24 protein-coding genes are annotated in these 26,519 nt (G+C 31.7%); 13 read left to right on the forward strand and 11 right to left on the reverse strand.

What is annotated here, in order from left to right; translation table 11 throughout:
* Positions 1 to 98 precede the first annotated feature (98 nt).
* Positions 99 to 833 (reverse strand): hypothetical protein, encoded by a 735-nt coding sequence (locus tag Q4517_RS01380; RefSeq protein ID WP_303505381.1) that lies wholly within the window; start codon positions 831 to 833, stop codon positions 99 to 101.
* A 270-nt stretch (positions 834 to 1,103) separates the two neighbouring features.
* Between Q4517_RS01380 and tssD the strand changes: the two genes are divergently transcribed.
* The 5 genes from tssD to Q4517_RS01405 all read left to right on the forward strand — a co-directional run bounded on the left by tssD (position 1,104) and on the right by Q4517_RS01405 (position 5,629).
* Positions 1,104 to 1,889 (forward strand): type VI secretion system tube protein TssD, encoded by a 786-nt coding sequence (gene tssD, locus Q4517_RS01385; protein ID WP_303505382.1) that lies wholly within the window; start codon positions 1,104 to 1,106, stop codon positions 1,887 to 1,889.
* Positions 1,882 to 3,327 carry a hypothetical protein gene (locus tag Q4517_RS01390; protein WP_303505384.1) on the forward strand — a complete coding sequence of 482 codons (1,446 nt, stop codon included), beginning with the start codon at positions 1,882 to 1,884 and terminating at the stop codon, positions 3,325 to 3,327. The genes tssD and Q4517_RS01390 overlap by 8 nt, the downstream gene beginning before the upstream one ends.
* A complete protein-coding gene (locus Q4517_RS01395) occupies positions 3,320 to 4,030 on the forward strand; it encodes a hypothetical protein (protein ID WP_303505386.1) in 711 nt (236 codons plus the stop codon). The genes Q4517_RS01390 and Q4517_RS01395 overlap by 8 nt, the downstream gene beginning before the upstream one ends.
* A gap of 121 nt (positions 4,031 to 4,151) precedes the next feature.
* Positions 4,152 to 4,988, forward strand: a complete 837-nt coding sequence (locus tag Q4517_RS01400; protein WP_303505388.1) for a hypothetical protein — start codon at positions 4,152 to 4,154, stop codon at positions 4,986 to 4,988.
* A 56-nt stretch (positions 4,989 to 5,044) separates the two neighbouring features.
* The gene (locus tag Q4517_RS01405) at positions 5,045 to 5,629 is read left to right on the forward strand and encodes a hypothetical protein (RefSeq protein WP_303505390.1); all 585 of its coding nucleotides are present in this window, start codon (positions 5,045 to 5,047) and stop codon (positions 5,627 to 5,629) included.
* A 116-nt stretch (positions 5,630 to 5,745) separates the two neighbouring features.
* Here Q4517_RS01405 and Q4517_RS01410 read toward each other — a convergent pair whose 3' ends face one another.
* Both Q4517_RS01410 and Q4517_RS01415 read right to left on the reverse strand, forming a co-directional pair.
* Positions 5,746 to 7,719, reverse strand: a complete 1,974-nt coding sequence (locus Q4517_RS01410) for a DUF5689 domain-containing protein (RefSeq protein WP_303505392.1) — start codon at positions 7,717 to 7,719, stop codon at positions 5,746 to 5,748.
* 13 nt (positions 7,720 to 7,732) lie between these two features.
* Positions 7,733 to 10,492: a TonB-dependent receptor gene (locus tag Q4517_RS01415; protein ID WP_303505394.1), complete on the reverse strand. Its 2,760-nt coding sequence runs from the start codon at positions 10,490 to 10,492 to the stop codon at positions 7,733 to 7,735.
* 186 nt (positions 10,493 to 10,678) lie between these two features.
* Here Q4517_RS01415 and Q4517_RS01420 point away from each other — a divergent pair, with 186 nt between their 5' ends.
* Entirely contained in the window at positions 10,679 to 11,728 is a 1,050-nt protein-coding gene (locus tag Q4517_RS01420; protein WP_303505396.1) for an endonuclease/exonuclease/phosphatase family protein, read from the forward strand.
* Positions 11,729 to 11,760: 32 nt separating this feature from the next.
* On the opposite strand, the gene Q4517_RS01425 is transcribed toward Q4517_RS01420, so the two are convergent.
* The 3 genes from Q4517_RS01425 to Q4517_RS01435 all read right to left on the reverse strand — a co-directional run bounded on the left by Q4517_RS01425 (position 11,761) and on the right by Q4517_RS01435 (position 14,309).
* Entirely contained in the window at positions 11,761 to 12,105 is a 345-nt protein-coding gene (locus Q4517_RS01425) for a hypothetical protein (RefSeq protein WP_303505399.1), read from the reverse strand.
* A 74-nt stretch (positions 12,106 to 12,179) separates the two neighbouring features.
* The gene (recJ, locus tag Q4517_RS01430; RefSeq protein ID WP_303505520.1) at positions 12,180 to 13,865 is read right to left on the reverse strand and encodes a single-stranded-DNA-specific exonuclease RecJ; all 1,686 of its coding nucleotides are present in this window, start codon (positions 13,863 to 13,865) and stop codon (positions 12,180 to 12,182) included.
* Positions 13,866 to 13,883: 18 nt separating this feature from the next.
* Entirely contained in the window at positions 13,884 to 14,309 is a 426-nt protein-coding gene (locus tag Q4517_RS01435; protein WP_303505401.1) for an OsmC family protein, read from the reverse strand.
* A gap of 119 nt (positions 14,310 to 14,428) precedes the next feature.
* Between Q4517_RS01435 and Q4517_RS01440 the strand changes: the two genes are divergently transcribed.
* Entirely contained in the window at positions 14,429 to 15,019 is a 591-nt protein-coding gene (locus tag Q4517_RS01440; RefSeq protein ID WP_303505403.1) for a carboxymuconolactone decarboxylase family protein, read from the forward strand.
* Between the two features lie 63 nt (positions 15,020 to 15,082).
* Here Q4517_RS01440 and mscL read toward each other — a convergent pair whose 3' ends face one another.
* The 3 genes from mscL to Q4517_RS01455 are packed head-to-tail and all read right to left on the reverse strand — an operon-like array spanning position 15,083 to position 17,246.
* On the reverse strand, positions 15,083 to 15,484 hold the full coding sequence (gene mscL, locus Q4517_RS01445; protein WP_303505523.1) for a large conductance mechanosensitive channel protein MscL: 402 nt from the start codon (positions 15,482 to 15,484) through the stop codon (positions 15,083 to 15,085).
* 51 nt (positions 15,485 to 15,535) lie between these two features.
* Positions 15,536 to 16,639: an alanine racemase gene (gene alr, locus Q4517_RS01450; RefSeq protein ID WP_303505405.1), complete on the reverse strand. Its 1,104-nt coding sequence runs from the start codon at positions 16,637 to 16,639 to the stop codon at positions 15,536 to 15,538.
* Positions 16,632 to 17,246 (reverse strand): thymidine kinase, encoded by a 615-nt coding sequence (locus tag Q4517_RS01455; RefSeq protein ID WP_303505407.1) that lies wholly within the window; start codon positions 17,244 to 17,246, stop codon positions 16,632 to 16,634. Before Q4517_RS01455 ends, alr begins: the two co-directional genes overlap by 8 nt.
* 102 nt (positions 17,247 to 17,348) lie before the next feature.
* Here Q4517_RS01455 and Q4517_RS01460 point away from each other — a divergent pair, with 102 nt between their 5' ends.
* Complete coding sequence (locus tag Q4517_RS01460) at positions 17,349 to 18,284, forward strand: hypothetical protein (protein ID WP_303505409.1); 936 nt, start codon at positions 17,349 to 17,351, stop codon at positions 18,282 to 18,284.
* A 51-nt stretch (positions 18,285 to 18,335) separates the two neighbouring features.
* Complete coding sequence (locus tag Q4517_RS01465) at positions 18,336 to 19,040, forward strand: glycosyltransferase (protein WP_303505412.1); 705 nt, start codon at positions 18,336 to 18,338, stop codon at positions 19,038 to 19,040.
* 32 nt (positions 19,041 to 19,072) lie between these two features.
* On the opposite strand, the gene Q4517_RS01470 is transcribed toward Q4517_RS01465, so the two are convergent.
* Positions 19,073 to 19,900 carry a universal stress protein gene (locus tag Q4517_RS01470; RefSeq protein ID WP_303505414.1) on the reverse strand — a complete coding sequence of 276 codons (828 nt, stop codon included), beginning with the start codon at positions 19,898 to 19,900 and terminating at the stop codon, positions 19,073 to 19,075.
* A gap of 164 nt (positions 19,901 to 20,064) precedes the next feature.
* On the opposite strand from Q4517_RS01470, the gene rimP reads away from it, so the two are divergent.
* The 4 genes from rimP to Q4517_RS01490 all read left to right on the forward strand — a co-directional run bounded on the left by rimP (position 20,065) and on the right by Q4517_RS01490 (position 25,565).
* Positions 20,065 to 20,526, forward strand: coding sequence for a ribosome assembly cofactor RimP (gene rimP / locus Q4517_RS01475; protein WP_303505416.1), 462 nt, complete (start codon positions 20,065 to 20,067; stop codon positions 20,524 to 20,526).
* Between the two features lie 12 nt (positions 20,527 to 20,538).
* Positions 20,539 to 21,795, forward strand: a complete 1,257-nt coding sequence (nusA, locus tag Q4517_RS01480) for a transcription termination factor NusA (protein WP_303505418.1) — start codon at positions 20,539 to 20,541, stop codon at positions 21,793 to 21,795.
* Positions 21,796 to 21,918: 123 nt separating this feature from the next.
* A complete protein-coding gene (gene infB / locus Q4517_RS01485) occupies positions 21,919 to 24,810 on the forward strand; it encodes a translation initiation factor IF-2 (protein ID WP_303505420.1) in 2,892 nt (963 codons plus the stop codon).
* A gap of 329 nt (positions 24,811 to 25,139) precedes the next feature.
* Positions 25,140 to 25,565, forward strand: coding sequence for a hypothetical protein (locus tag Q4517_RS01490; protein ID WP_303505422.1), 426 nt, complete (start codon positions 25,140 to 25,142; stop codon positions 25,563 to 25,565).
* A gap of 47 nt (positions 25,566 to 25,612) precedes the next feature.
* Here Q4517_RS01490 and Q4517_RS01495 read toward each other — a convergent pair whose 3' ends face one another.
* Positions 25,613 to 26,491: a thrombospondin type 3 repeat-containing protein gene (locus Q4517_RS01495; protein ID WP_303505424.1), complete on the reverse strand. Its 879-nt coding sequence runs from the start codon at positions 26,489 to 26,491 to the stop codon at positions 25,613 to 25,615.
* Between the last annotated feature and the right edge of the window lie 28 nt (positions 26,492 to 26,519).

A 26,519-nucleotide genomic window follows, 5' to 3' on the forward strand; every position in this document is an offset into this window, starting at 1 on the left:
ATAAATTCAGTTAGATTAACTATTTTTACCATTCATAAAAAAAATACTGCAGTTACACTCTGTGTAACTGCAGTTTGCTTTAATAATAAAGCTATTAGTTATTTTCTTATAACTTTAAATTCTAACCCACTTATTTGTTTGTATTTTGGGTTTTTGGTGCCGAATATACTTTTTACGTAAAGTTTTACTTCTTTTGATGTTTGTACTAAGCCTGTTAATGGATTGTATAGTGTATTGTTTCTTTGAATCATTGCATTGCTGTACTGTGTATAGGCATTAATTAGCTTTGTGTTGTTTTCTTGTAACTGGTTAAGTTTAGCTTGTAACGAAGTTGTTTTTAGTTCTTCTTCGTTTGGGTTGTAAATGGTGTTTTGTACTAAAACTTGTATGAGGTTTGCAAAGTGGTTGATTAACTGATCGTAAGATTGTTGTGAGGTGGAAATTGTTTTGTTTGTTGATTCTTCTATTGTTTTTTCTTTTTCTACTGTTGTTTTTTTTGACGACCCTTGTAGTTTTCTGTTAATTGTTTTTGCATTTTGAATAGCTAAGGCATCTGCGCCAGATACTATAAAACTATTAAGTGTTTTTGTTGCTAGTGTTTTTAAGTTTGCAAACGCATTTTTACGATTGTTCACTGCGTTACTATACGCTGCTTTTGCAGTGGCTACTTCTTCTAATTTTTCTGAGGCAGTGGTATATAGTTTTTCTAATTCAGTAATAGTTAACCGTGTATTTACAGGGTTATATGTTTCTGCATATCCTTTACAAAAAGATATTAGTTCTTGAAAGTTAGCTACATTTTTTGCATGACCTGTTTCTGAAATTGATGCCATAAGATTGTAATTTTAAGTTATTATATTGTTTTTTGCTTAACCTTATGGGTTATAAAGGATGTTAATTTTTATTGTATATAGCAATTTAAATACAAAAGCAATTTTTATAACTTCTTTTTGTTAAGCGCTTTAAATATAGTAGTTTTTTTAAATTATTTTTCTATCTATTTTTTTGCTCTTATTTTATTTCTATTAAATTTGTTATCAATGTTTTTATGTAGAGGCTGTTAAGTTTCTGTATAACAGTATTTAGCTATAAAGAAAATTACTATGAATATAAAAGCCAAACTCTTTGTGTGCGGAGAGGAACGAGAATTAATTGCTACTAGTTTAAATTACATTCGCCTTACCGATTGGAATGGTAAACCTACATCAGCCCTAATGGGAGGTGCTTTTACGGTTACTTTTAAACCAGAAATGTACGATGATGCCTTTATTGAATGGATTATAGCCGATAGAAAGGACAATAAAAAAATACGTCATCCTTTTAATCTTTATTTATTAAGAGATGGAAAAGTGGTTTTTTATGAAGATGATTTTGATGGTGTAGAGCTATTCCAATACAATTTTCAAGACGGTGTACTTATAAATTACCATGAGATTTTTGATAATCAAAAAGGTATGCAGGTTACCTTAACCATATCGCCTGCAATGCAAGATTATCGTTTTTTTAATAATAGTACCGATTGGCGTAGAAAAAGCCCAACTCGTTACATAAAACCATGGCAAGAGAGTTTTATACCGCCTATAGAAGATATTCCTTATAAGGCACAAGAAGATACTATGCCAAGATTTAAAAGGTACTTTTTTGAAAATAAGAACGGAGAACGAATACAACAGCAGGATATTGAGGTAAATGAAAAAGTTATCTTAGTTATAGAAACAGAAAATGCAGAGGGAGAAACAATAACCATTGATTTAAAAGACGATAACCTAAATTATAAATACCAAGATAAAGTATTAGAAAACGATATTTTGAAAAGAGTTTCAATCACAGGAAAACAAACAAAATTAGAATTAATAGCTACTGAAGAAAAAGTAAATAAAAATGACTAAAGAAAAGGAAAGAACGTACAAAGGAATAGCTTCTTTTGATAGTGGTAAAGGAAATACAATGGAAATTACTTTTCCAAAAGTAAGACCAGCATTAAAGTTCATAGCAAATTTAAGAAGGTTAGATAATTACAAAGGAGAGTTTGGTTTTGATTGGATGAGAGATGATTATCAAACCATATGTGAAGATTACGAAAAGTTAAAAAAAGAATATACTCCAACTAAAATTCATGATAAAGATTATTTTGTACCTTGGTTAAGCATGTTTCCTCAACAGGAAAATGTAAAACTTAAATTAGAAGTTGAGATATTAGAAGGAACAGCAACAGACGTTGATATAATTAAACTACCTAAAAAAGATGGTATACGTTTTGAACCAGAGGAAGTAAAAGTGTCAGAAGCAAACGAAAAAGAAATTTCAGTATTTTGTGATACATCTATATCAAATGACATGAATATTAAGTTGTTTGATAAAGATGATAATCCAGTTGGAGAGATAAATATTTTCAGAAATAAGACCATTCATAACTTAAAAGTTAAAATTGTAAAAGTTGTAAGAAAAAACAGTAGTGAAAGGGATTTGAGGGGGATAAATGAAGCTTTACAACAGGTCGACTTAAATAATTATTTAAATAAAAATTCATTAAATCAAGCTCTTATTAAAACTAGTATAGAGAATAATAACACTAATGTTATTGAGCTAGATACCGAACAATTAACAAAGGATAAAAAATTAGATGGCGCAGGATTTAAAGATAATGTAGAACAAGTTAGTTCAATGTTTTTAGATGAATATATGCAAAAGTATGAGCAAGAATCGAAACACAAAGGTCTTTTAGTATTTGTCACTATTTTACGAAAACCTGGCACTGCTGGTGATGGGCAATTATTAATTGGTGATGCTCGTAATTGTAGTATTTTTTATGATGGAAGATACCAACCCACTACTTATGCTCACGAAATAGCCCATGTACTTGGTTGCATGCACCCCTTTGATGAGTTTAATGAAGAAAAAATTAATGAAATAAATAAACGAATACAGAAGTATACAGATAAAATAAAAATAAGAGAGGATGAGATTTTAAAAGACGGAGAGAAAATTAAAAGAGCTGAAAAAAGAATTATAGAAATGAAAAAATATCCTAATAACCTTACAGCGATTAAAAATATTAAAGTTAATACGAATAACATTAAAGTATATCAAAAAAATATTGAAAATAGAGAACTGTCTATTTCTAAAATTAAAGAATTTATTAACAAGGATAAAAAGAGAAAAGAACAATTAACACATATAAAAAATGAAAATGAATACTCTTTCCCAATAAAGGACAGTACAAAAGAAAATTTTATGGATTATACTATTTCACGTTCTGCAAGAATCAGCTTTTGGAGTTGGCAATGGAGAACAATGCAAAACGATATAAAACGTTATTATGAATAAACTTATTCTATATATACTTGTATTTTTTTTATATAACTGTTCAGTACAAAAAGAACAGATGAAGAATGCTGAAATAAAACAGATTCAACTTGATACTTTAGTTGAAAAAGATATTCTCCTTATGCCTCTTTATGTTGATGATTATAGTTTAGAAGATAAAATAACTAAGCTAAAAATAATTATAAATGAATATGGCTTATATCAATTTAAAGACTCTGTGCTTGTTGATGGAGAAATGGAAATCACGTTACATGAATTCTCTAAGATTGATAAGGATAAAATAACTGACTGTGAAGAGCCTCCTATTCCTTATGGTTATTTAGAAGGTGATATCATTAATGGAAAAAAAGAAGGAAAATGGTTAAAAAAAATACAAGTTCCTAAGCCTCCGTATAACATAATTGTTAAAATACTTCATTACAAAAATGGTGTTTTAGATGGCAAGTATCAGGTTTATAACACGAAAGGAAGAGCGTTGTATCCTATGGATCCACATCCTTTATATCCTGATGAGTACAAAGACTATCAAATATTCAAAAAGGGTACAGGATGGTATTATGATTATTATTATGAAAAAGAAATTTTAAAGGTAAAAGGATATTATATAAATAGTATAAAGGAAGGTGCATGGGTATATTATGATAAAAATGGCAATGAAACGCATAGAGAATATTATAAAAAAGGGGTTTTAATTAATGAGTGATTCTAAAAGAGAAAGTTGTATTTGCAAGATTTTTAAATTACCTAAAAAATGATGATTAAAGAAGCTGAAAGAGTAGCAAAAAAATATAATTTACCAACAGAATTTACTAAGGAGTTTTAATATGAGTGAAAGTATAACTATAAGAGAAGGAGGAGATTTTAAGAGAGCCAAAGAATATTTTGATAATAATGATTGTCATATTAATTTATCAAGAGAAATAAAAGACAAAAATTATTTTGAAGAGTTTCTGCGTTATTTCAATGATATTGACAATCTTGCAATGTCAGCCTACGGAGAAGGAGTTTCTTATGATTTTTTGTATGATATGACAAGTTTGAAGTACCTGCATTTACATACCATGTATCCTGTGGATTTTGAAAAATTAAAAGAGTTAGAAACCTTATCATTATGGTGGAATAAAAAGATGATAACTAATTTTGATAAGCTTCAAAATTTAGAACATTTATCAATTACAGAATTTGATGAAAAAGACTTAACTAAATTAAGTGCGTTAACCAATTTGAAAACTTTAAGTTTTAAAACAGCAAAAATAAAGTCTTTAAAAGGAATTGAAACTTTAACTAATTTAAAGTGTGTGTCTTTTGGTGGTGTTAGAAGTTTAACAGATATTTCAGATATAACAACTTTACAAAAGTTAAAATATTTAGAATTTGATATTTGTTGGAAATTGCAAGACTTTAGCTCTATTGGAGAGTTAAAAGAATTAGAGGTTTTAAAACTTTTAGATTGTAAAAATTTAGCATCTATTAAGTTTGTTAAAAATATGCCTAAGCTAAAGCAATTATATACTTTAGGGACAACAATTATTAACGATTTCGATACAACGCCTGCTGAAAATATGCCTGTATTTTTTGGAAGTCAATATAAAAAGTACAACAAACAATATCCTGAAAAAGAAATACAGGAAGGACAAAAATCTTGGAGTAGTTATTTATAGTTAGTGTTTAGTTTTAACTATTCATTATGTTGATACTCGAAAAAAAACTGCTACAGATGAAAAAGAATATAGATAAACAAATAGAGAAACTTATCAATCCATCTGTAGTTTTAAGAATAGATGGTTTAAGTAAATCAAACCCTGAGTATGATTTATATTTTTTTAGTACTCTACTGCTTTGTATATGGGAAAGTCTCTATAATAAAGATTTGAATCCCTCTTATCATATAAAAGATTCTGTTGGAAATATATATTTTAATGAAGAATTACGAATTAAAATAAATAGTGGGGTTAATACAATTGTAAAAACAGCAAAAGGATTAAGGTTAGAAAAGAAGTCAAAGCCTTTTTTTATGAGCGTATATGATTATTTATATATAGAAGACTCAAGTAGTAATAAGTTATATTGTTATAGCAAAGAGCTTATGGGATCTGGTCTGTTTAACAGTAGTATGTTTTCAGTTGAATTAAAAAAGCCTATAGATGAATTAACGCAAGAGGATTATTATAGTTTTCTAGGGAAAAACTTTAAAGAGCTTGATGGTCGATTAATAAACGGAAAGGAAGAAAAGGTGTTTTTGACTTTACATAGTTATCATAAAAATAAAAACGTGTGGAAAGTTCGATTACTCACATTTTGATAAATATTTTGTGATTATTTAATAAACTAAGAGTATAAATGTAGTGTGGTTTACCTAAAAAAACAACCCAAGTATTGAATACTTGGGTTGTTTTGTGTTTAGATATAGTAATTTAATTATCTTACTCCAGGTGTAAAGGCACCAGGAGCATCTTGAGGTGCATTTGTAGTACCTGCATCTCCTGTATCATTCCAAATATCCCATTCTGAGAATGTATATGTTGGGTTTCCTTGTGTTACTGAAGCTTTACGGTAAGCTCTACCATCTTCAAATTCATGATTTGTACCAGATCCATCTTCCCCAATAACTCCAAAGATATCAATTACAGTTCCGCTTGGATCTACCAATTCTAATTGGTCGTCTCCATTAGAATCAGCTGCAGCAGAAGTAGACTCCATATCAGCAGTAACACCATATATACTTGAGAGTTCTGCAGCATTTTTGGCAATTACAAAAGTACTAGTTCCAGCTATGGTTTTACCAGATAAGTCAATTGAAGAGGTTGATGAAGTTGCACCATTTGTATATCTTCTAATTGTCCAACCTGTTAAGTCTATTGCGTCAGTTCCTGAATTATATAATTCTATAAATCTTGCATTAGCATTGTTGTTAGGGTCTGCTAATTCAGAAAAGAAAATAGTATTGGTAGTAGTGCCACCTCCACAAGTAGTATAATCTTCAGTAAAATTAATATCAGCTTCGTTTCTTAAATAGATTTGAGGAGTACCTTCATAAACAGTCATAATACCTGTTATAGCTCCTTTTTTATCATTTACATTATTGTTAGCAAAAGTTGCCTCTTTTCTAACATAAGTGGTTAATGGAGTGCCATCACATTCAGCAATTAACTCATTGTTACCGTCATAAATTTTGGTATTGTCTTTGAATTGTACTCCATCAATTTGTACTAATTTACTTTCGTAATCACCAGTTAAAGCTTGAGCAAAAGTGATAGTCTCAGGAGTAGGTAAGGTACCAGCTGTTTGGCTTATGATACTTGATGGAGAAAGGTTTAGTTGTAATAAATCGTTATGCTCACTTAATTTAGCGCCTCCAACTGCGATTTCTACTTCGTCTCCTAAGTTTAAGTTGTGATCTCCACTAAAACGTAAAGCAATACCTGCAGTAGCATCTTGAGCAAAAGCACTTAATGAATGTAAGTTACCAGAAGCTAAATCAGAAGTAATAACTACTTTTATTTTTAAGTTTTTTGTAACTGTTGCTTCTCCACTACCTTTATAAAAGGTTTTAACTTCATTTAAAGTAGCATCAACAGGAGGTGTATTACAACCATATTCTTCAGTAAAGTTAACATCGTTAGTATCTCTAATAAATAATTGGTAATCGCTGCTGAACTTTCCTAAAATAGAAGTAATACTTCCTTTTTTATCTGGGATAGGGTATGATTTAAAAGTTGAGAAACCACTAGTTCTCATGATAATAGATTCAAAAGTTTCGCAACTTACGAAGTTTCTGTTAACTGAAGAAGTGTTGTTAGGGTCAGGGTCAGCATAGGTTAATCCTTTTTCTTGAGCTTGTACCCCATCAATTTTAATTAATGTATTGATGTGAGCATCAGTTAACTCTCCAATTGTTAAGTTGGTTGGTACTATTTCAGCAATTTCAGAAGATCTATCAATAAAGTCGATATAATCGTTTGCATCAATTCTATCCGTACTGTAACCATTTAAAACACCTATTTGAAAAGAAGCAAAGTATTTACTTAACGCAAGTCCTTTTAATTTAATGTATATTTTTCTACCCACATTATAACGAGCTCCTAGGTTAGTGTCATCTATTCTTACTTCTAAACCTACAGTTGGATTTTCTGGTTTATCTTGAATAATAATTGATTTAAAAAAATTACCTTCTCTATCGTCAGAAACTACATAACCATAAACAGTAACGTCTTCAGTAAACTCTACAGGATCTCCATTGTATTGTGCAATAATTTCGTCTAAAGACTTTAAGTTCTTGTATTCTTTATCTGGTCCTATTGTTGGTAACTCAAAGTCGTTGTTATCAACACATGAAGTAGAGATTGCAATAAAAAGTATTGCAAAAATCTTGTATAAATTTATTTTTTTCATTTTGAGTGTTTTTTTAGAATCTATAATTTAAGTTTAAGAAATAAGTAGTACCTCTACCGTACCAGTATTTATTTCCGAAGGTTGGTGTACCGTTAGCATTATCGTCGCGTAATTGGTGATAATTTGCATTTCTTCCTTGTTCGAAGCCACCTGTTTTATACTCTTGGTTGAATAGGTTACTAACACTAGCAAATAAACCAATGTATTTACCATCACCTACTTTCCAAGATTTTCCACCGATAGCATTTACAACCATATAATCATCAAATTGCTCTTGAGTTAATAATTGTCTAGCTAACACTGGGTCGTAATCTGCAAAAGCAGCTCCGTCTGCATCACTTATAAAATTAGCAGTTCTTCTAATGGGAGAAACATCTACATAAGCTTCATCCATATAGTTTGCTGTAACACTAATAAACCAATAATCTGGATCTCTATACTCAAAACCAAAAGAGTATGCTTTGTGAGGTCCTGCAGCTAGTTTATAATCTTTAAGAGCAGCAGGTCCCATATCTCTTTTACCATCAACAAAGCCTTCTGTATTAGCGTTTTCAGTAGTAATTACAAGATTTGGATTGTTATTATAGGTGTACTGACCAATATTAGCTGCTCCCTTTAATTTAATTGTAGGAGTAACCTGCGCTTCAATTCCAAACTCAACACCAAAATGTCTTTTGTCTATATCAGTTAAGATTTCTTGGATAAATGCCGAAGTATCTCCTCCAATACCATCAGCAAAGAAGAATGAAATTTCAGTAGCATCTTTAATATCCGTGTAATAACCTGTAATTCTTGAAGTAATTAAAGGACTTCTAAAAACATAGCTAACATCTCCAGATAATATTTTCTCACTATTTAACTCGGCAACATCCGCAACAGTATTATTGTTAGACCTTGAGTTGGCAAAAGAGTTACGCAGAGATGGTGCTTTTGTAATATAACCTCCGTTTACATCAATTAAGTGACGACCAGAAACTTTATAGGTTAATCCACCTTTAGCTCCGTAGTTAAAGAAATCTAACTTGTTCGATTTTCCATAAGAGTTAGTTGGGAAATATCCATTTTGGAACAAACCTTCTCTTTGGTGCGTAGTGTTGTTCGCTTGTCCTGCTACATAAAAATCAACTTTGTTGTATTTGAATTGTAACTGAGCAAAACCTCCATATACTTCAGAATTGAAGATATAATTGTATTTAAAGCGGTCTCCTAAACCAATTGTTCTATTAGGAGTTAAAAGGTTACTTTGTTGTTGGTCAAAAGTATCACCAAAAGTATTTACATCCAGATAGCCTGTAGCCCCAAGCATATCTATTGGAGAAGCAAAGTTTTCAGATTTTAACTTTCTGTACTCACCACTAGCTGTCAGTGTAATATTTTCATTTAACTCTGAAGATAAAATCATATTAGCTGTTAATTGCTGATCATCGTTTCTATCTTCATATAAAATTACACGAGCATTTTCAGGACTTCCTTCGTTTCCAATATATAATTCATCCCAATCAATTTGTCCATCATTTTGGAAACCAGTTAATGATTTGTATGCGTTTTCATAATCTGGTCCATTAGGATCTGATAAATACCAGCTTGGTAACTTTCTGTAATACGTAGGATCAGGATTGTTAGCACCATTATAATCTAAACGACTATTACCGATTTCTCCAAATTGAAAACTAATATTAGTGTTTAAAGTTGTATTATCAGAAAGATTCCAATAGTGGTTTAACATTATAATAGGTTCGTATAATCTTTTCACTCTAGAGTTTCTGTTTTTGTCTCCTTGTTTTCCCCAATATGAGTTATAACGAATTCCTTTAATATCAAAAACTTCTTGAGTATTTGGTGAAGATTTTCCTCTTTCGTTTTCTGCAGCAATCACTGTTAAGTTTAAGCTGTGCGCATCGTTAATTTGTTTTTCAAGTGACAAAAAGATAGAGTTAGCATCGTAAAAAGTACCATCAACATACCCTTCATTACCAGCTCTTCTACTACCAGAAACAGTTATTGCCCATCCGTTAGCTAACAAACCAGAAGAGTATGTTGCCATTAAGCGGTGGTTGTAACTTCTGTTAGAAGAAGCATAAGAAATACGTCCTCCTTCGCTATATTCTGAAGCTCTGGTATTAATGTTTGTAGAACCTAACACACCACCAAAAGCGTAGTTTGAAGGAGTCAATCCATTACTAAATTCCTGATTACGTAATACATCGTTTAAACCTCCCCAATTACTCCATTGAGGTCTTCCGTTGTATAATTTGTTCATCTCAATTCCATTAATCAAAACTTTACCGTTTTCAGAATCTAAACCACGCACTCTGTAAAAAGAACCACTCCATTCAAAAGCAGCAGTACGTAAATAAACATCTCTAGAAGCTTGTAATAAACCAGAAATGTTATCAGCAGCACTTGTATCATCATTTAATTCATCGTCTGTAATAGTAATGGTGCTTAAATCTTGATCTTCAGATAAATCTTCATACATAAAGATTGTGCCTAAATTTACTGTTTTTCTAGATAGTTCTACTGGAAAGTTTTGGGTTTCATACCCGTTTAATGATACCGTTACAATTTGTCTTCCGTTTGGTAAGCCATTTAGTGTAAAAGCACCACTAGCGTCTGTAGTACTGGAGACGTTAGCTTCTTTTACACTTACAGAAACACCTTGCATAGGTTTTTCGGAATCGCCGTTTATTACGATTCCCTTTACAATATTTTGCGCATTCAAGCCAAGCATGCCTGAAAGAAACAATAACATTGTTATCGTAAAATTTCTCATAAATAATTTTTTATAAAATATTTGAATATGTTAATTCCCATGGCCGAGAAATGCGGCAAAAGGGAAGCAAAACTACGAAAAATCTAATTATGTTAATATTAAGTTAATATTATGAAAGGTAACATTATATTAATTATGGGTTTTGGCTCGAAAATTGTTTTATTTTTGCCACCTAAAATTTATAAAATGAGAAACATAACTACTTTTTTAATGTTTATTTTTGTTGCATTTTCTATTTATGCGCAACAAAATCAAAAAAAATATAAAATAAGAACGGTAGGTTTTTATAATTTAGAAAACCTTTTTGATACCAAGAATGATCCTGAAAAGAATGATGAAGCAAGTCCTATCATGGAAATGAAAGGAGGTAAAGAAGAGGTTTATTGGGATAAAATTGACAAACTTGGAGAGGTAATCTCTCAATTAGGAGCGGAAAAGGCTAGAACTAGTCCAGCAATTTTAGGTGTAGCTGAGGTTGAGAATAAAAAAGTTTTAGAAGATTTGGTAGCCTCTGAAAAATTAAAAAAGAAGCGTTATAGTATCATTCATTTTGATTCTCCAGATAAAAGAGGTATTGATGTGGGATTGTTATATCAATCACGTTATTTTAAGCCAATTCATTTCGAGGCATTCGACCCTAATATATATGACCAGAATTATAAAGTTTATACACGTGATATTTTGTTGGTATCAGGATATTTAGATGATGAATTGATACATATTATTGTTAATCACTGGCCATCTCGAAGAGGTGGGGAAGCAAAGAGTAGACCATTACGTGAAAAAGCGGCTTATAAAGTGAAGCAAATTATTGAAAAAATTAAACTGAATGACCCAAATCCGAAAGTGTTAATAATGGGTGACTTTAACGATGACCCTGTCAATTCTAGCTTTAAATCTGTTTTACAAACTAAGAGTAAGAAGAAGAATGTAAAAGAGGGCGATATTTATAATCCGTACGAAGATATGTTTCGTCGTGGATTTAATACATTAGGGTATAGAGACAATATTAACTTGTTTGATCAAATAATGTTTACTTCTCAACTATTAGACAAAGGAGAAAAAGATTTTTCAACCTATAAAATGTTTAAGTCTGGGATTTTTAATAAACGTTTTTTAACTCAGAAAAGTGGTCGTTATAAAGGGTACCCTTTTAGGAGTTTTTCTTATGGAAAATATACCGGAGGGTATAGTGATCACTATCCAGTATATATGTACCTAATTAAAGAAGATTAGATTAAAAAGGCTTACAATTTTTGTGAGCCTTTTTAGTTTTTACATATGTCATTTAGATAATTATTCATTCTTAACTGGAATAAAGTTCCTTTTAAAAGATCGTCTATTTGCCATAATTCAACTGAAGAAACTGCTATGCTAACTTTATCTGAAGGAGTTTGTAGTAAAATAGACCTACAGTCTTTTCCTTTACTACAAGTAGCACAATTTTTTTGAAGCTTAGAGTCCGTTACCTTATCTAAAAATAATTCTATTTCTTGTTCTGTTAAATGAAATCCTGTATCTCTAAATATTAATTGAACTAAGTTTAAGTTGTTTTCTTTCCAGTGAAAAGAAATGCCTATGTTGTTGTCGTATATTTTAGTAATTCCGTCCATAACTATATTTATATCGATAACAAATATAAAAGTTTATTTGGAATTATTCTAAATAAAAAAATATAGGTCTTTTACTATTTTAAATCTTTTAACATTAACTGAATAGAAGTATGTCCATTCCAAGTGTTCTCATCTAACGTATAAGCAACGTCAAAATCATTTTGGGTAAGGTTTATTTTATTTCCTAAACCAAAACCTATAGCATTATATGTTTTTTGGTCTGAACCATAAATGAGATTCAATCTTAAATGACTCTTATCTGCGCCAACTTGTTTACCATAACCGTTATCTCTTACCGCTGAAGTAGTAAAAATGGGTTTCATATTTAGTGGGCCAAAAGGTGCCATTTGTTGAATAATACGGAAAAACTTAGGAGTAATTTCTGATAAGTCAATCTCAGTGTCAATCGTAATTTCTGGCGTTAATAAATTTTTGTCAATGGTGGAAGCAACCACTTCTTCAAATTTATTTTTAAAGTTTTGATATTGCTCAGGCAATAAGGTTAAGCCTGCTGCATATTTATGTCCACCAAATTGTTCAATGAACTCTGAACATTTTTCTAAAGCATTATACACGTCAAACCCTTTTACTGAACGAGCAGAGGCTGCTAGTTTTTCTCCACTTTTAGTGAATACCAAAGTTGGTCTGTAGTAAGTTTCGGTTAAACGTGAAGCAACAATACCAATGACTCCTTTGTGCCAGTTTTCATCAAAAACAACTGTAGTATATTTTTCTTGTTCGTTGTTGTTTTCAATTTGAAGTAAGGCTTCTTGTGTAATTGCTTTATCTAGTTCTTTTCTGTCGGAATTGAATTTTTCAATTGCAGCAGCAAATTCAACAGCTGAGTCAAAATCCATTTCAGTTAACAATTCAACAGCATAATTTCCATGTTTCATTCGTCCAGCAGCATTTATTCGTGGAGCGATTATGAAAACGACATCAGTAATAGTGAGTTCTTTTTTTTGTAATTGATGGATGATGGCTTTGATGCCATTTCTAGGTTGTGAATTGATGACTTGTAACCCATGATACGCTAATACTCTATTTTCACCAGTCATAGGAACTATATCAGCAGCAATGGCTGTAGCAACTAAATCTAAATAGGGGATTAAATCTTCAATCGTTTGATTTCTTTTTGAAGCTAATGCCTGAATTAATTTAAAGCCAACACCACAACCACATAATTCATCATACGGATAGTTACAGTCTATTTGTTTAGGGTTTAAAACAGCAACCGCTTTTGGAACTTCGCTCCCAGGTTTATGGTGATCACAAATGATAAAATCTATTCCTTTTTTAGTAGCATAATCAACTTTATCAATGGCTTTAATTCCGCAGTCTAAAGCAATAATTAAAGAAAATCCATTGTCTTCGGCAAAATCAATTCCTTTATAAGAAACACCATATCCTTCTTCATATCGGTCAGGAATATAGGTTGCAATATTTGGGTGAATTGTTTTTAAGTAGGATGACATTAAAGAAACGGCAGTAGTTCCGTCAACATCATAATCACCAAAAACTAAAATGTTTTCATTATTAGCTATAGCGTTTTCTATACGCTGTACAGCAATTTCCATATCCTTCATTAAAAAAGGATCATGTAAATCATTTAGTGATGGGCGAAAAAAATGTTTTGCATCATCAAATGTTTCAATACCACGTTGTACCAAAATTTTAGCCAAGTTTGTATCGATGGCTAGTTCTTTGGCTAATTGTTTTACTTTATTGGTGTCTGGTTGCGGTTTTAATGTCCAGCGCATAGCAATTTTTATCAAAAATTAATTGTTGTGTAGATGTATGCCAGTAGTTACATCTGCAAATTTCCTAAACATTTCCATAACACCACAGTATTTTTCTATCGATAAATCTACTGCTTTGTTAATTTTTTTCTCGTCTAAATTACTTCCGTAAAAATGATAATCTACCAAAACTTTGTGATAATATTTTGGATGCTCATCGGTTAATTCACCAGTAACTACAATTTTAAAATTGTCAACCTTTACACGCATTTTTTCTAGCATAGGTACAATGTCTAAACCAGAACAACCTGCTAACGATGAAAGCATCATAGCTTTAGGTCGTAATCCAGAATTATTTCCTCCGTGCTCTTCAGAAGTATCAATAACTATTGGATGCCCACTTGGGTTATCACTTTCAAATTGCATTTTTTCTTTCCAAACGGTTGTAACTGTGTTTGTTGTCATGTCTTAATATTTTTTTGTTTATTGCGTAAGTAAGTCTGTGTATGATTTGACTTAATTATGTAAATAGTAACACAAACTTACAGTAAAAAGTTAGTATTAAAAACTTAAAAAATAAAACTATGCCTTTAGTAACTCCTTTAAATCCGAATCATGATGAAGAAACAAAGCAATTATCTGATTTTTATAATGAAACCTTAGGTTTTTGTCCGAATTCAGTATTAACCATGCAACGCCGACCAGAAATTTCTAAAGCATTTATTAATTTAAATAAAGCAGTTATGGCTAATCACGGTCGGGTAACTTCTGCTTTAAAAAGGATGATTGCTTGGGTAAGCAGTAATGCAACAGGTTGCCGTTATTGTCAAGCTCATGCAATTCGTGCAGCAGAGCGCTATGGAGCAGAACAAGAACAATTAGATAATATTTGGGAATATAAAACACACTCTGCCTTTTCTGATTCGGAACGTGCTGCGTTAGATTTTTCATTAGCAGCTTCTATGGTTCCAAATATGGTAGATGAAAAGATTAAAGAGGAATTATATAAGTATTGGAATGAAGGGGAAATAGTTGAAATGTTAGGAGTAATTTCTCTCTTCGGGTATTTAAATCGTTGGAATGATTCTATGGGTACAAGTATTGAAGATGGTGCTGTTGAAAGTGGAGAGCAGTATTTAGGAAAACATGGTTGGGAGAAAGGAAAGCATGTGTAGATAGAATTATTAGAAATAGAAAAGCTCGCTATTGCGAGCTTTTCTGTTACATTTTTTTAAGAATTACTTTTTAAGTAAATCTCTAATTTCGGCTAATAATTCTTCTTGGCTAGGTCCTTTTGGAGTCTCTGGAGCCGGTTCTTCTTTTTTCTTCATTGCGTTTACCGCTTTTACTACCATAAACATAATAAAAGCTACAATAATAAAATCGATAACATTGGTTAAAAATTCACCATATAATATGGCAACTTCTCCTGTTATTTTACCTGCTTCATTAGCAACACCTTCTGAGATTATGTGTTTTAAATCTTTTAAATCAGCGTTAAAAATTAGTCCAATTAAAGGAGAAACAATTCCTCCAGTGAAAGAAGTCACTACTTGCTTGAAAGCAGCCCCCATAACGAAACCTACTGCAATGTCTACTAAATTACCTTTCATCGCAAAGTCTTTAAACTCTTTGAGCATTCCCATATTTTTGATTTTTAATAGTTAATTGAACTGAAAAATATAAAAAAATTAGCTTTTAACCAATCTTTTTATACGTTGAGATAAGGCAGTAAGTATTTCATACGAAATAGTTTCACACTTATGAGCCATATATTCTACGTGTTGTTGATGGTTGAAAATAATAACCTCGTCACCTTCATTACAATCAATTTTGGTAACATCTACCATAATCATATCCATACAAACATTTCCAATGATAGGAGCTGGTTGATTATTAATGAACACAAATCCATTTTTATTTCCTAGTTTTCTTGATATACCATCTGCATGTCCTATAGGAATGGTTGCACTTCTTGTAGGTTGACTAGCAACAAAAGCTCTATTGTAACCAACTGTTTCACCTGGTTGAACTATATTGATTTGAGAAATTATAGATTTAAGTGTATGTGTATTTTTAAGTTGAGAGGTTTCTTGTTTATCATTTCCAAAACCGTATAATCCTATGCCTAAGCGAACCATGTCAAATTGAGCTTGAGGATAATTGATAATTCCAGAGGTGTTTAAGATATGTATCATGGGTTGATGCCCTAAATGCTCATAAATTTGTTTTATGATGTAGGCAAAGTTATTTATTTGACCTATAGTGAAATTTTGTTCATTAGGATCTTCACTAGCAGCTAAATGAGAAAATATTGATTCAACTTTTATGTTGTTTGATTTCTTTAGCTCAGCAACAATAGAAGGAATATCAGTATGCCAAAAGCCTAATCGATTTAATCCCGTATTAAATTTTAGGTGTATAGGGTAATTCATTAAAGGCTCTTCATCAGCAAGCTTTAAAAAAGCATCAAAAATTTTAAAATTATATAGATTGGGTTCTAAACGATACTTAACAATATCTTTTAAGTTTTGAATTTGAGGGTTTAGAACTAAAATAGGAGTTGTAATCCCTGCTTCACGTAATATTATTCCTTCGTAGGAATAAGCAACCGCAAAATAATCAACTTGGTCTTGTACAATTTTAGCAATCTCTGTTGATTCGCTTCCGTAACCAAAAGCTTTAACAACTACTAATATTTTTGTGGTAGGTTGTAGCTTTTGTTTAAAATAGGCTAAATTGTGTAGTACAGCTTTAGGGTCAATTTCTAATACGGTAACGTGATTATTATTCATTTTTGCTTTCTTTTTTATTATGCGTTTTGTGCTCTTTCATAGCTTTGTAATAGGCAGCTCTACTTAGTGGCTCGTATTCTTGGGTTTCGCCTAAAAATACTAAATCCTCACTTTGAGCTTTTCTGTAGCTATAGTGGGCTAAGTTTCCTGTGCGAGTACAAACAGCATGTACCTTAGTAACGTATTCTGCAGTAGCCATTAAAGCAGGCATTGGTCCAAAAGGTTTTCCTTTAAAATCCATGTCTAAACCAGCTACAATAACACGAATTCCTCTATTAGCTAAATCGTTACAAACAGCTACAATTTCATCGTCAAAAAACTGTGCTTCGTCTATTCCAATAACATCAACATCATTAGCTAATAACCTAATATTTGAAGATGCAGGAACTGGTGTAGAACGAATCCTATTTTCATTGTGAGATACAACTTCCTCATCGTCATATCGAGTATCAACTGAAGGTTTAAAAATTTCAACACGTTGCTTAGCAAACTGAGCACGTTTAAGTCTACGGATTAATTCTTCGGTTTTTCCCGAAAACATTGAGCCACAAATTACCTCAATCCAACCAAATTGTTCTGTATGATTTACTGTATTTTCAAGAAACATTTTGTAATTTTAAGCTCTAAATTATTGATTTTTGTATTACTTTCGAATAAGGAACAAATTTATTAAAATTTAACAGCAAAAATTAAAATCAAACAACAACTTATGCACAAAAAACTAGCATCGGATTTAACCAGTTTAGCACACAGTATCTTACAGATGAAAAATAGGGAAGATGTGTTTGAGTTAAAGCAAAAGGCATATGAGGTTTACGAAAAACTATCGGTTTTAGCGTATGTAGAAGAATATATAAATAACACTCCTAATCCTACAAAAACTAAAGAGGAGTTGTTAAAAGATGTGTTGCTTGCTGAAGAAAAAAAGGAAGCAGAAGTTGTCGTAGAAGAAGTTACTTCTAAGGAAGAAAAGATAAGTGTTGAGTCTAAGGAGGAAGTTATAAGAGACTTGAAAGCTGAGGTAGAAAAAAAGGAAGAGTTAATTCAAGAAGAGATAAAAGTAGAGGAACCTGTAGAGGAAAAGATACAGGAGGGAGAACTTTTAGAGGAGAGAAAAGTACATCACTTAGAAGAAGATTTAAAAGAAGGTTTTGAGCAAGAAGCAGATGAAATAGCTGAGAAAGTAATTCAAGGGATTAATGAAGAAATAACTACTAACGATATCATTGAACAACCTTTTGGTGAATTAGAAGAGTTGCTACATGGCGATGCTGAAGATGTAAAGAATGATGTAAAAGATGTAGGAGAAAGGAAAATACCAACTTTAGAAGATGAGTTACAAGATACGATTTCGGTAGATGTAATGACAGATTTATTTACCAAAGCAGAACCTAAGAAATCACTAAACGATCATTTTCAACAAACGATTCAGATAGATTTAAATGATAGAATTGCTTTTGTGAAACATTTATTTAACGGAGATCAAAACGATTTTAATAGAGTAATATCTCAGTTGAATACCATTAAAACAGAAAAAGAAGCAAAAAAGTTCATTAATAAAATGATTAAACCAGACTATGATTGGTCTGAAAAAGAAGAATATGAAAATAGACTGTTAGAAATTATTGAAAGAAGATTTGCTTAAAACATAATTAAGATTAATAACAAAAATATGGAGCAGAAGTATATTTTTTGCATGAAGTGGGGTACATTGTACGGAGCAGAATATGTAAACCGATTATATTCGATGGTGAAACGAAATTTAACCTATGATTTTAAAATGGTTTGTTTTACTGATGATAAAAAAGGAATTATTGAAGAGGTTGACTGTTATGAAATACCCGAAATGAATATTCGTACGGATATTCCAGAAAGGATGTGGAAGAAACTAACAACTTTAAAAGAAAATCTTTATGGTTTAAAAGGAACGGCTCTCTTTTTAGATTTAGATATAGTTATAGTTGATAACATAGATTGTTTTTTTGAAGTAGATGGAACTTTTAGAATAATTAAAGATCATAGTTGGAGAACATGGAGAATTACGGGGAATTCATCAGTATATAGATTTCAGATAGGGAAACATGGGTATGTCTTCGATGATTTTTTAGAGAAATTTGAAGAAATAAGAAAAGTACACAGGAACGAACAAGAATATTTAACTCACAGTATTAACGATAGAGGGCATTTGGAATATTGGCCAAAAGAATGGTGTCCAAGTTTTAAGTACGATTGTGTGTCTAGGTTTCCTTTGGCATTTTGGAAAACACCAGTTATACCTAAAGGGGCAAAAATTATTATTTTTCATGGGGAAATTAATCCACATAAAGCAATAAAGGGAGGAAGAGGAAAATGGTACCGATATGTAAAAGCAGCTCCTTGGGTAGAGAAATACTGGAAATAAAAAAGAAAAGTGCACTTAAATAGTGCACTTTTTTAAACTTTAAAAGTAAGCATTGGTCGTATTGCATTTTTTGATAGGTTTTTAGTAATACTTCCATTGAATATGTGAGATAAACCACTTCTTCCATGAGTGGCTAATGCAATAATATCTGCATCAATTTCAGTAGAGAAGTTTAAAATCCCTTTTTCGATAGAAGAATCATTATAAGCATTTATAGTGTAGTTTTTTAAACCATATTTATCGATGAATTTTTTAATACGTTGATTGGTTTCTTGAGTGTTTTCAAATTTTTGAGGAGTATTTATTTTTAATAAGTGAATTGTACTATCAAAACTTTTAGCAAAATCTAAAAACCGCTCAAAGGCTTGATTTTTATTAGGCTTAAAACTTGAAGCAAAAACAATATTCCCAGGGTTAAAATCATCTCCATTTTTTTTGGTGACAATAACAGGAATATTAGAGTTTCTCACAACTTTCTCGGTGTTAGAGCCTATAAGAATTTCCTCTAAATTCGTGTGACCTTTGGCTCCCATAACAATAAGATCTGTTCCGTTTTTTTTAGAATAATCTTGAATTCCATCATAAGGGGTCTGAAATCGGATAGCATGTTTGATATTGTCGTTTTTAGGAAAAAACATTTTTTTGTAATCAAGCATTCTGTCGCGAACTTTTCTAATATACAACATGCTTTCTGGGATACTGAAATTAACTCCTGATCCCATATCTACAAATCCAGTAGGAAGTTCAACCATATGAAGTAGGTGAACTTCGCTGTTAGCTTTTTTAGCTATTGTCGAGGCTAACTTCGAAGCGTACTCAGAAGGTTTTGAAAAATCGATTGGTACTAGTATTTTTTTCATAATAAGAAGATTTAAAGAGAGATAGTCATTTAAATATACGAAAAAACAACTTAATGTAACAAGGAAAAGATATTTGTGTGTTAATGAATAACTTACTATATTTGCAGCAAATTTATTAATCAGATAGATGAAGGGGACGTGAGTCCCCTCTTTTTATACCTAAGATGAATCAAGAACGAGTTAAAGAATTATTACAAGAAGCCTTACAAGAAAATGAGTCGTTATATTTAATAGACTTACAGTTTTTGGCAGACAATAAAATAAAAGTAATAGTAGACGGTGATTCAGGCGTGCCGCTAAGCGAATGTATTCGTATTAGTAGGAATATAGAACATAATTTAGATAGAGAAGAAGAAGACTTTTCGTTAGAAATTACAACGCCAGATATTGCGCATCCAATAACTGTAAAGCGTCAGTATAAAAAGAATATCAACCGAATTCTAAAAGTTAAAACAGCAACTGAAGAGTTTGAAGGAACATTAACTGAGGTAACAGAAGATACTATTACCTTATTTTGGAAAGCAAGAGAGCCTAAGCCAGTAGGTAAAGGAAAGCATACGGTAGAGAAAACAAAAACACTAGCGTATCAAGATATTAAAGAAGCAAAAGTGAAGATCATATTTTAATTAGAGAATGAAATGGAAAATATTGCGTTAATTGAATCATTTTCGGAGTTTAAAGATAATAAGAGTATAGACAGAGTAACATTAATGTCTATATTAGAAGAAGTATTTCGTGCAGCCTTAAAACGTAGGTTTGGGTCAGATGAGAACTTTGATATCATTATTAACCCAGATAAAGGAGATTTAGAGATTTGGAGAAACCGAGTGGTGGTAGCAGATGGAATGTCTGAAGACGATAATGAGGAAATTGAACTCTCAGAAGCAAGAAGAATTGAACCAGATTTTGAAATTGGAGAAGATGTTTCTGAAGAAGTAAAGCTAGTAGATTTAGGAAGACGTGCCATTTTAGCATTGCGTCAAAACCTAATTTCTAAAATTCACGAGCACGATAGTACAAACGTCTTTAAGCAATTTAAAGATTTAGAAGGAGAAATTTATAGTGCAGAAGTGCACCATATTCGTCATAATGCTGTAATTTTGTTGGATGATGAAGGAAATGAGATTGTTTTACCAAAGAGTGAACAGATTCGTTCTGACTTCTTTAGAAAAGGAGATGCAGTTAGAGGAGTGATAAAATCAGTAGAGTTAAGAGGTAATAAACCCGCTATTATTTTATCAAGAACTTCGCCAGCGTTCTTAGTGAAATTATTTGAACAAGAAATTCCTGAGGTTTTTGATGGTTTAATCACTATTGAAGGTGTTGCAAGAATTCCTGGAGATAAAGCAAAAATAGCAGTAGATTCTTATGATGATAGAATTGATCCTGTTGGAGCTTGTGTTGGTGTAAAAGGATCTCGTATTCATGGTATTGTACGTGAATTAGGAAACGAAAATATTGATGTAATCAATTACACTAAAAACGAACAGTTGTTTGTTTCTAGAGCATTAAGTCCTGCTAAAGTTACTTCTGTAGATATTCAGATGTACGAAGAAGAGAAGAATGGTAAAAAAGGACGTGTAAACGTTTTATTAAAGCCAGAAGAAGTATCAAAAGCAATTGGTAGAGCTGGTGTTAATATTCGTTTAGCAAGTGAATTAACAGGTTACGAAATAGATGTTCAAAGAGAAGGAATTGAAGAAGAAGATGTAGAGTTAACAGAATTCTCAGACGAAATCGAAGCTTGGGTAATTGTAGAGTTCAAGAAGATAGGTTTAGATACAGCAAAGAGTGTTTTAGAAAAAGACGTATCAATGCTAGTACAGAGAACCGATTTAGAAGAAGAAACAATATTAGATGTTCAACGAATTTTAAGAGAAGAATTCGAAGACTAAAATATATAAAGGAAGCTAGTTTCCTGTTTTTAATGCAAAATCTAGCAAAAAAGAGAAAAAAAGCATAACTATACTTAGCATGTATAAAGTGTGTTTTTTCAATAAAAAAGTATAAAATAATATATGGCTGAAGGCAAAAAATTAAGACTAAATAAGGTTTTAAGAGAACTAAACATTTCTTTAGATAGAGCTGTAGAACACCTAGCTAAAAATGGCTATGACATAGAAGCTCGCCCTACTACCAAAATATCAGATAAAGAATATCAAATTTTATTTGATGGTTTTCAAACTGATAAATCTAAAAAGGTGGCCTCTAAAGAAGTTAGCGAAGAAAAGAAAAAAGAGAAAGAGGCAATTCGTCAGCAATTAGAACAAGAGCAAGAAAAAAAGCGATTAGAAGAAGAAGCAAAAAAACAAGAAGTTTTAAAAGCCAAAGCTGAAAAGTTAGAACTTAAAACTGTAGGTAAAATAGATGTTGAAACTGGTAAAGCTGTTGAAGAAAAACCAGAGCCAACTAAAATTGAGTCAACTAAAGTTGAACCAGTAAAAGTAGAGCCTGCAAAAAAAGAGGAGAAGGTAGAAGAACCTAAGAAAGAAGAGTCTGTTCAACCAGTTCAAGAAACAAAAAAAGTTGAAGAACCAGTAAAAGTTGAAGAGAAAAAGCCAGAGCCTCCAAAAACTGAGAAGCCCAAAAAACAAACAGTTAATACTCCTAAAAAGGAAGTGAAAAAAGAACAGCCTAAAGAAGTAAAAAAGACTGTTGATAAAAAGGTTAAAGAGGTGAAGCAATCAGAAAAAGAGACTGAGGTTACTCCAGAAAATGCTGAGAAAATTAAAACTCAGTATAAGAAATTAGAAGGCCCTAATTTTACAGGTCAAAAGATTGATTTAAAACAATTTGAAAGACCAAAAAAGAAGAAACCAGAAGCTAAAACTGACGGAGATAAAAAGAAACGTAAAAGGATTAGTAAACCAGGTACCCCAAGTACAGGTACAGGAGCAAGACCTCAAGGAAATAATAGAGGAAGTGGTCCAAATCGAGGAGGCCAAAGAAGTGGAAACCGAGGAGGTCAAAGAGGTAGAAGACCAGCTACAGCTCCAAAAGAAGAATTAACAGAAGCACAAATCCAAAAACAAGTTAGAGAAACCTTAGAGAAACTTCAAGGTAAATCTAAAAAAGGAAAAGGTGCAAAATACCGTAGAGACAAAAGAGACGCACACCGTCAGCAAAGTGAGGCTGAATTACAAGCTGCACAAGCAGAAAGTAAAGTGTTAAAAGTAACAGAGTTTGTTACGGTAAGCGAAGTAGCTACGATGATGGATGTTCCTGTTACCCAGATTATTTCTAGCTGTATGATGTTAGGAATGATGGTAACAATGAACCAACGTTTAGATGCTGAAACATTACAAATTGTAGCAGAAGAGTTTAACTATACAGTTGAATTTGTAGGTGCTGAAGTAGAGGAATCTATAGAAGAAACTGAAGATAAGCCAGAAGATTTAGCCACTCGTGCACCAATTATTACAGTAATGGGACACGTAGATCACGGTAAAACTTCATTATTAGATTATATTCGTAAAGCGAATGTAATTGAAGGGGAATCAGGAGGTATTACGCAACACATTGGTGCTTATGCAGTAAATGTGGGAGATCAAAAAATAGCTTTCCTAGATACACCAGGTCACGAGGCCTTTACAGCAATGCGTGCACGTGGAGCTCAAGTTACCGATTTAGTAATTATTGTAGTAGCTGCCGATGATGATGTAATGCCACAAACAAAAGAGGCAATTTCTCATGCACAAGCAGCAGGAGTTCCAATTATTTTTGCAATAAATAAAATAGATAAGCCTAACGCGAATCCAGATAATATTAAGACGCAACTTTCTTCTATGAACTTATTAGTAGAAGACTGGGGTGGTAACATTCAATCACAAGAAATTTCTGCTAAAACAGGGCAAGGAGTTGATGAATTACTAGAAAAAGTATTATTAGAAGCAGAAGTATTAGAGTTAAAAGCTAACCCTGATAAGAATGCAAATGGAGCTGTTGTAGAAGCTTTGTTAGATAAAGGTAGAGGATATGTATCTACAATTTTAGTACAAGCGGGTACCTTAAAAATTGGAGACTATATGTTAGCAGGAAAGCATAGTGGTAAAGTAAGAGCTATGTTTGATGATAAAGGAAGAAAAGTATTAGAAGCAGGACCTTCTACACCTGTATCAATTTTAGGGTTAGATGGAGCACCACAAGCAGGTGATAAATTTAATGTATTTGAAGATGAGCGTGAAGCTAAACAAATAGCAGCTAAACGTTCTCAGTTACAACGTGAGCAATCAGTTAGAACACAAAAAACATTAACGCTTGCAGAAATTGGTCGACGTATTGCATTAGGAGACTTCAAAGAATTAAACATCATCTTAAAAGGAGATGTAGACGGTTCAGTAGAAGCTTTAACAGATTCGTTCCAGAAACTATCTACAGAAGAAATCCAAGTAAATATTTTACATAAAGGAGTTGGAGCAATTACCGAGTCTGATGTATTATTAGCAACTGCTTCAGACGCGATTATAGTAGGATTTAACGTACGTCCACAAGGAAATGCACGTTCGGTAGCAGATAGAGAAGAGGTTGATATCAGAACATATTCAATTATCTACGATGCTATTAATGACTTGAAAGATGCCATGGAAGGAATGTTATCTCCAGAGATGAAAGAAGAGGTTCTTGGTAATGTAGAAATTAGAGAAGTTTATAAAATTTCTAAAGTTGGTAACATTGCAGGATGTATGGTGATGACAGGGAAAATTACAAGAGATTCTAAGGTTCGTGTAATTAGAGATGGAATTGTAGTTCATGATGGTGTATTAACGTCGTTAAAACGTTTTAAAGACGATGTTAAAGAAGTAACTAAAGGATACGATTGTGGTCTTCAAATAAAAGGATATAACGATATTAAAGAAGGAGATACACTAGAAGCTTATACTGAAGTTGCAGTTAAGAAAAAACTTAAGTAATCACTTACTTTAATATAGAATATAGAAGGTACCTAATTGGGTGCCTTTTTTTGTGCTTAGTATGTGAAAATTACTTTTTTAATCAATTTATTATTAAATGTTTAAAGCACTTTAAAGTGCTGATATGATTATGTATTATTCTGACAATAGCTATATGCATATGTTTACAGAAAGAAGGTCAAAAAGCTAGAATGGATGCAGTAGTTACTTCAGGAGGATTCAGAGCTACTATGGCAGATTAGTCTGTTTTAATACGAAATTCATATATTAAGACGTTCTTTATTTAAAAGAGCGCCTTTTTATTATTATAATCTAAAAAGTAAGAATAGATGAAGTACCAAAAAATAATAATTCCTGTAGTATTTTTATTAGTGATGAATTGTGTAGCACAAAATAAAACAAAACAGTTTGATAAAATAGCTTATGAAGCGCAAACAAGGGGAAGTTTGGTGCAGTTAACTATTGAAGGAAATAAATTATCATACAAAACGTATCAAAAGGAAGGAACTAAAGAAATAACTAAAGAACAGTTAGAAGAGCTAAAAAGGATAGTTAATGAGTTAAATTTAGAGAATATAAGTGATTTAAAGGCACCAAGCGAAAAAAGAATAACTGATGGAGCCTTGCATGCGGTATTTACGATTAAAATAGCTGATAAGGAATATAAATCAAGCATATTCGATGCTGGTAATCCGCCAAAAGAATTAAAAAAACTAGAAGGTTTTTTCTATAACCTTTCAGGGTTAAAAGAATAAATAAAAAACCGAGCAATTTGCTCGGTTTTTTGTTAAAAGAAAGAATATTAATTCTTTTTATAAATTTTACTTTTTTTACCGTTTTTATCAATAAAATAGAAACCTTCAGGTAGGCTTTTAATAACATCAGTTTCTTCTGTTTTATTGTTGACTGTAGTTTCATTAATTTTATTCCCGTTTACATCATAAATAGTCAACTGGGTAAGGGTTTTACTCATGTACTCTTTAAAATATATTGGAATTACAAATGTATTATTATCTACATTTGATTCATTAATATTTTCAATTTCTCCAATTATATAGTAATTGCCGTAAAGGACATCATCATACTCTTTACCTGTTTTTATTTCATCCCCAAAAATAGTAGTAGATGCTACAGTATATCCATTTTTGCTTATTGAAGGAACACTTATGGGATTTCGAAGAGTTAATTTATAATCACTATCGTCTAATGTTTTTCCATTAATAGATGTGTAAAAATTTATTTTTGTTGAGCTAGAGCTGATTTCACCAATATTATCAATAATAATTTGTTGAAGAGAAAGTTGACCTGCATTTCTCGAAACAATATGTCTATTAGAGCCCAAATCGTTTAAACTAGTAGAACATGTTGAACTTGGACATTCACTTATTATGTAAACATCGTCTATTTTTAAATCTGGGTTACCAATAGGACATCCATTGTTAGAAGAAGGACCAGCTTGATTAGGACAGTTGTCTTGCCAGTTTTGTACACCATCTCCATCAGAATCTCCATTATCCTGTGAATCACAAGCGTCACCTATATTATCATTATCCATATCGCTTTGATTACTATTTGAAATACTTATACAGTTATCTTGGCTATTCAAAACACCATCTCCATCATTATCTCCATCAGGAAATATATAGGTCAAGGTTTTAGTTAAACCAGCATATTTTACCACCAAAAAAACTTTTTATTTAGTTCGGTAG

It is taken from the genome of Tenacibaculum sp. 1_MG-2023, assembly GCF_030547425.1.
GTDB lineage: Bacteria > Bacteroidota > Bacteroidia > Flavobacteriales > Flavobacteriaceae > Polaribacter.

Excerpts from the sequence above, each read along its gene's own strand:
- Q4517_RS01380 (WP_303505381.1), bottom strand. The coding sequence starts at position 833 with ATGGCATCAATTTCAGAAACAGGTCATGCAAAAAATGTAGCTAACTTT.
- tssD (WP_303505382.1), top strand. The coding sequence starts at position 1,104 with ATGAATATAAAAGCCAAACTCTTTGTGTGCGGAGAGGAACGAGAATTA.
- Q4517_RS01390 (WP_303505384.1), top strand. The coding sequence starts at position 1,882 with ATGACTAAAGAAAAGGAAAGAACGTACAAAGGAATAGCTTCTTTTGAT.
- Q4517_RS01395 (WP_303505386.1), top strand. The coding sequence starts at position 3,320 with ATGAATAAACTTATTCTATATATACTTGTATTTTTTTTATATAACTGT.
- Q4517_RS01400 (WP_303505388.1), top strand. The coding sequence starts at position 4,152 with ATGAGTGAAAGTATAACTATAAGAGAAGGAGGAGATTTTAAGAGAGCC.
- Q4517_RS01405 (WP_303505390.1), top strand. The coding sequence starts at position 5,045 with ATGAAAAAGAATATAGATAAACAAATAGAGAAACTTATCAATCCATCT.
- Q4517_RS01410 (WP_303505392.1), bottom strand. The coding sequence starts at position 7,719 with ATGAAAAAAATAAATTTATACAAGATTTTTGCAATACTTTTTATTGCA.
- Q4517_RS01415 (WP_303505394.1), bottom strand. The coding sequence starts at position 10,492 with ATGAGAAATTTTACGATAACAATGTTATTGTTTCTTTCAGGCATGCTT.
- Q4517_RS01420 (WP_303505396.1), top strand. The coding sequence starts at position 10,679 with ATGAGAAACATAACTACTTTTTTAATGTTTATTTTTGTTGCATTTTCT.
- Q4517_RS01425 (WP_303505399.1), bottom strand. The coding sequence starts at position 12,105 with ATGGACGGAATTACTAAAATATACGACAACAACATAGGCATTTCTTTT.
- recJ (WP_303505520.1), bottom strand. The coding sequence starts at position 13,865 with ATGCGCTGGACATTAAAACCGCAACCAGACACCAATAAAGTAAAACAA.
- Q4517_RS01435 (WP_303505401.1), bottom strand. The coding sequence starts at position 14,309 with ATGACAACAAACACAGTTACAACCGTTTGGAAAGAAAAAATGCAATTT.
- Q4517_RS01440 (WP_303505403.1), top strand. The coding sequence starts at position 14,429 with ATGCCTTTAGTAACTCCTTTAAATCCGAATCATGATGAAGAAACAAAG.
- mscL (WP_303505523.1), bottom strand. The coding sequence starts at position 15,484 with ATGCTCAAAGAGTTTAAAGACTTTGCGATGAAAGGTAATTTAGTAGAC.
- alr (WP_303505405.1), bottom strand. The coding sequence starts at position 16,639 with ATGAATAATAATCACGTTACCGTATTAGAAATTGACCCTAAAGCTGTA.
- Q4517_RS01455 (WP_303505407.1), bottom strand. The coding sequence starts at position 17,246 with ATGTTTCTTGAAAATACAGTAAATCATACAGAACAATTTGGTTGGATT.
- Q4517_RS01460 (WP_303505409.1), top strand. The coding sequence starts at position 17,349 with ATGCACAAAAAACTAGCATCGGATTTAACCAGTTTAGCACACAGTATC.
- Q4517_RS01465 (WP_303505412.1), top strand. The coding sequence starts at position 18,336 with ATGAAGTGGGGTACATTGTACGGAGCAGAATATGTAAACCGATTATAT.
- Q4517_RS01470 (WP_303505414.1), bottom strand. The coding sequence starts at position 19,900 with ATGAAAAAAATACTAGTACCAATCGATTTTTCAAAACCTTCTGAGTAC.
- rimP (WP_303505416.1), top strand. The coding sequence starts at position 20,065 with ATGAATCAAGAACGAGTTAAAGAATTATTACAAGAAGCCTTACAAGAA.
- nusA (WP_303505418.1), top strand. The coding sequence starts at position 20,539 with ATGGAAAATATTGCGTTAATTGAATCATTTTCGGAGTTTAAAGATAAT.
- infB (WP_303505420.1), top strand. The coding sequence starts at position 21,919 with ATGGCTGAAGGCAAAAAATTAAGACTAAATAAGGTTTTAAGAGAACTA.
- Q4517_RS01490 (WP_303505422.1), top strand. The coding sequence starts at position 25,140 with ATGAAGTACCAAAAAATAATAATTCCTGTAGTATTTTTATTAGTGATG.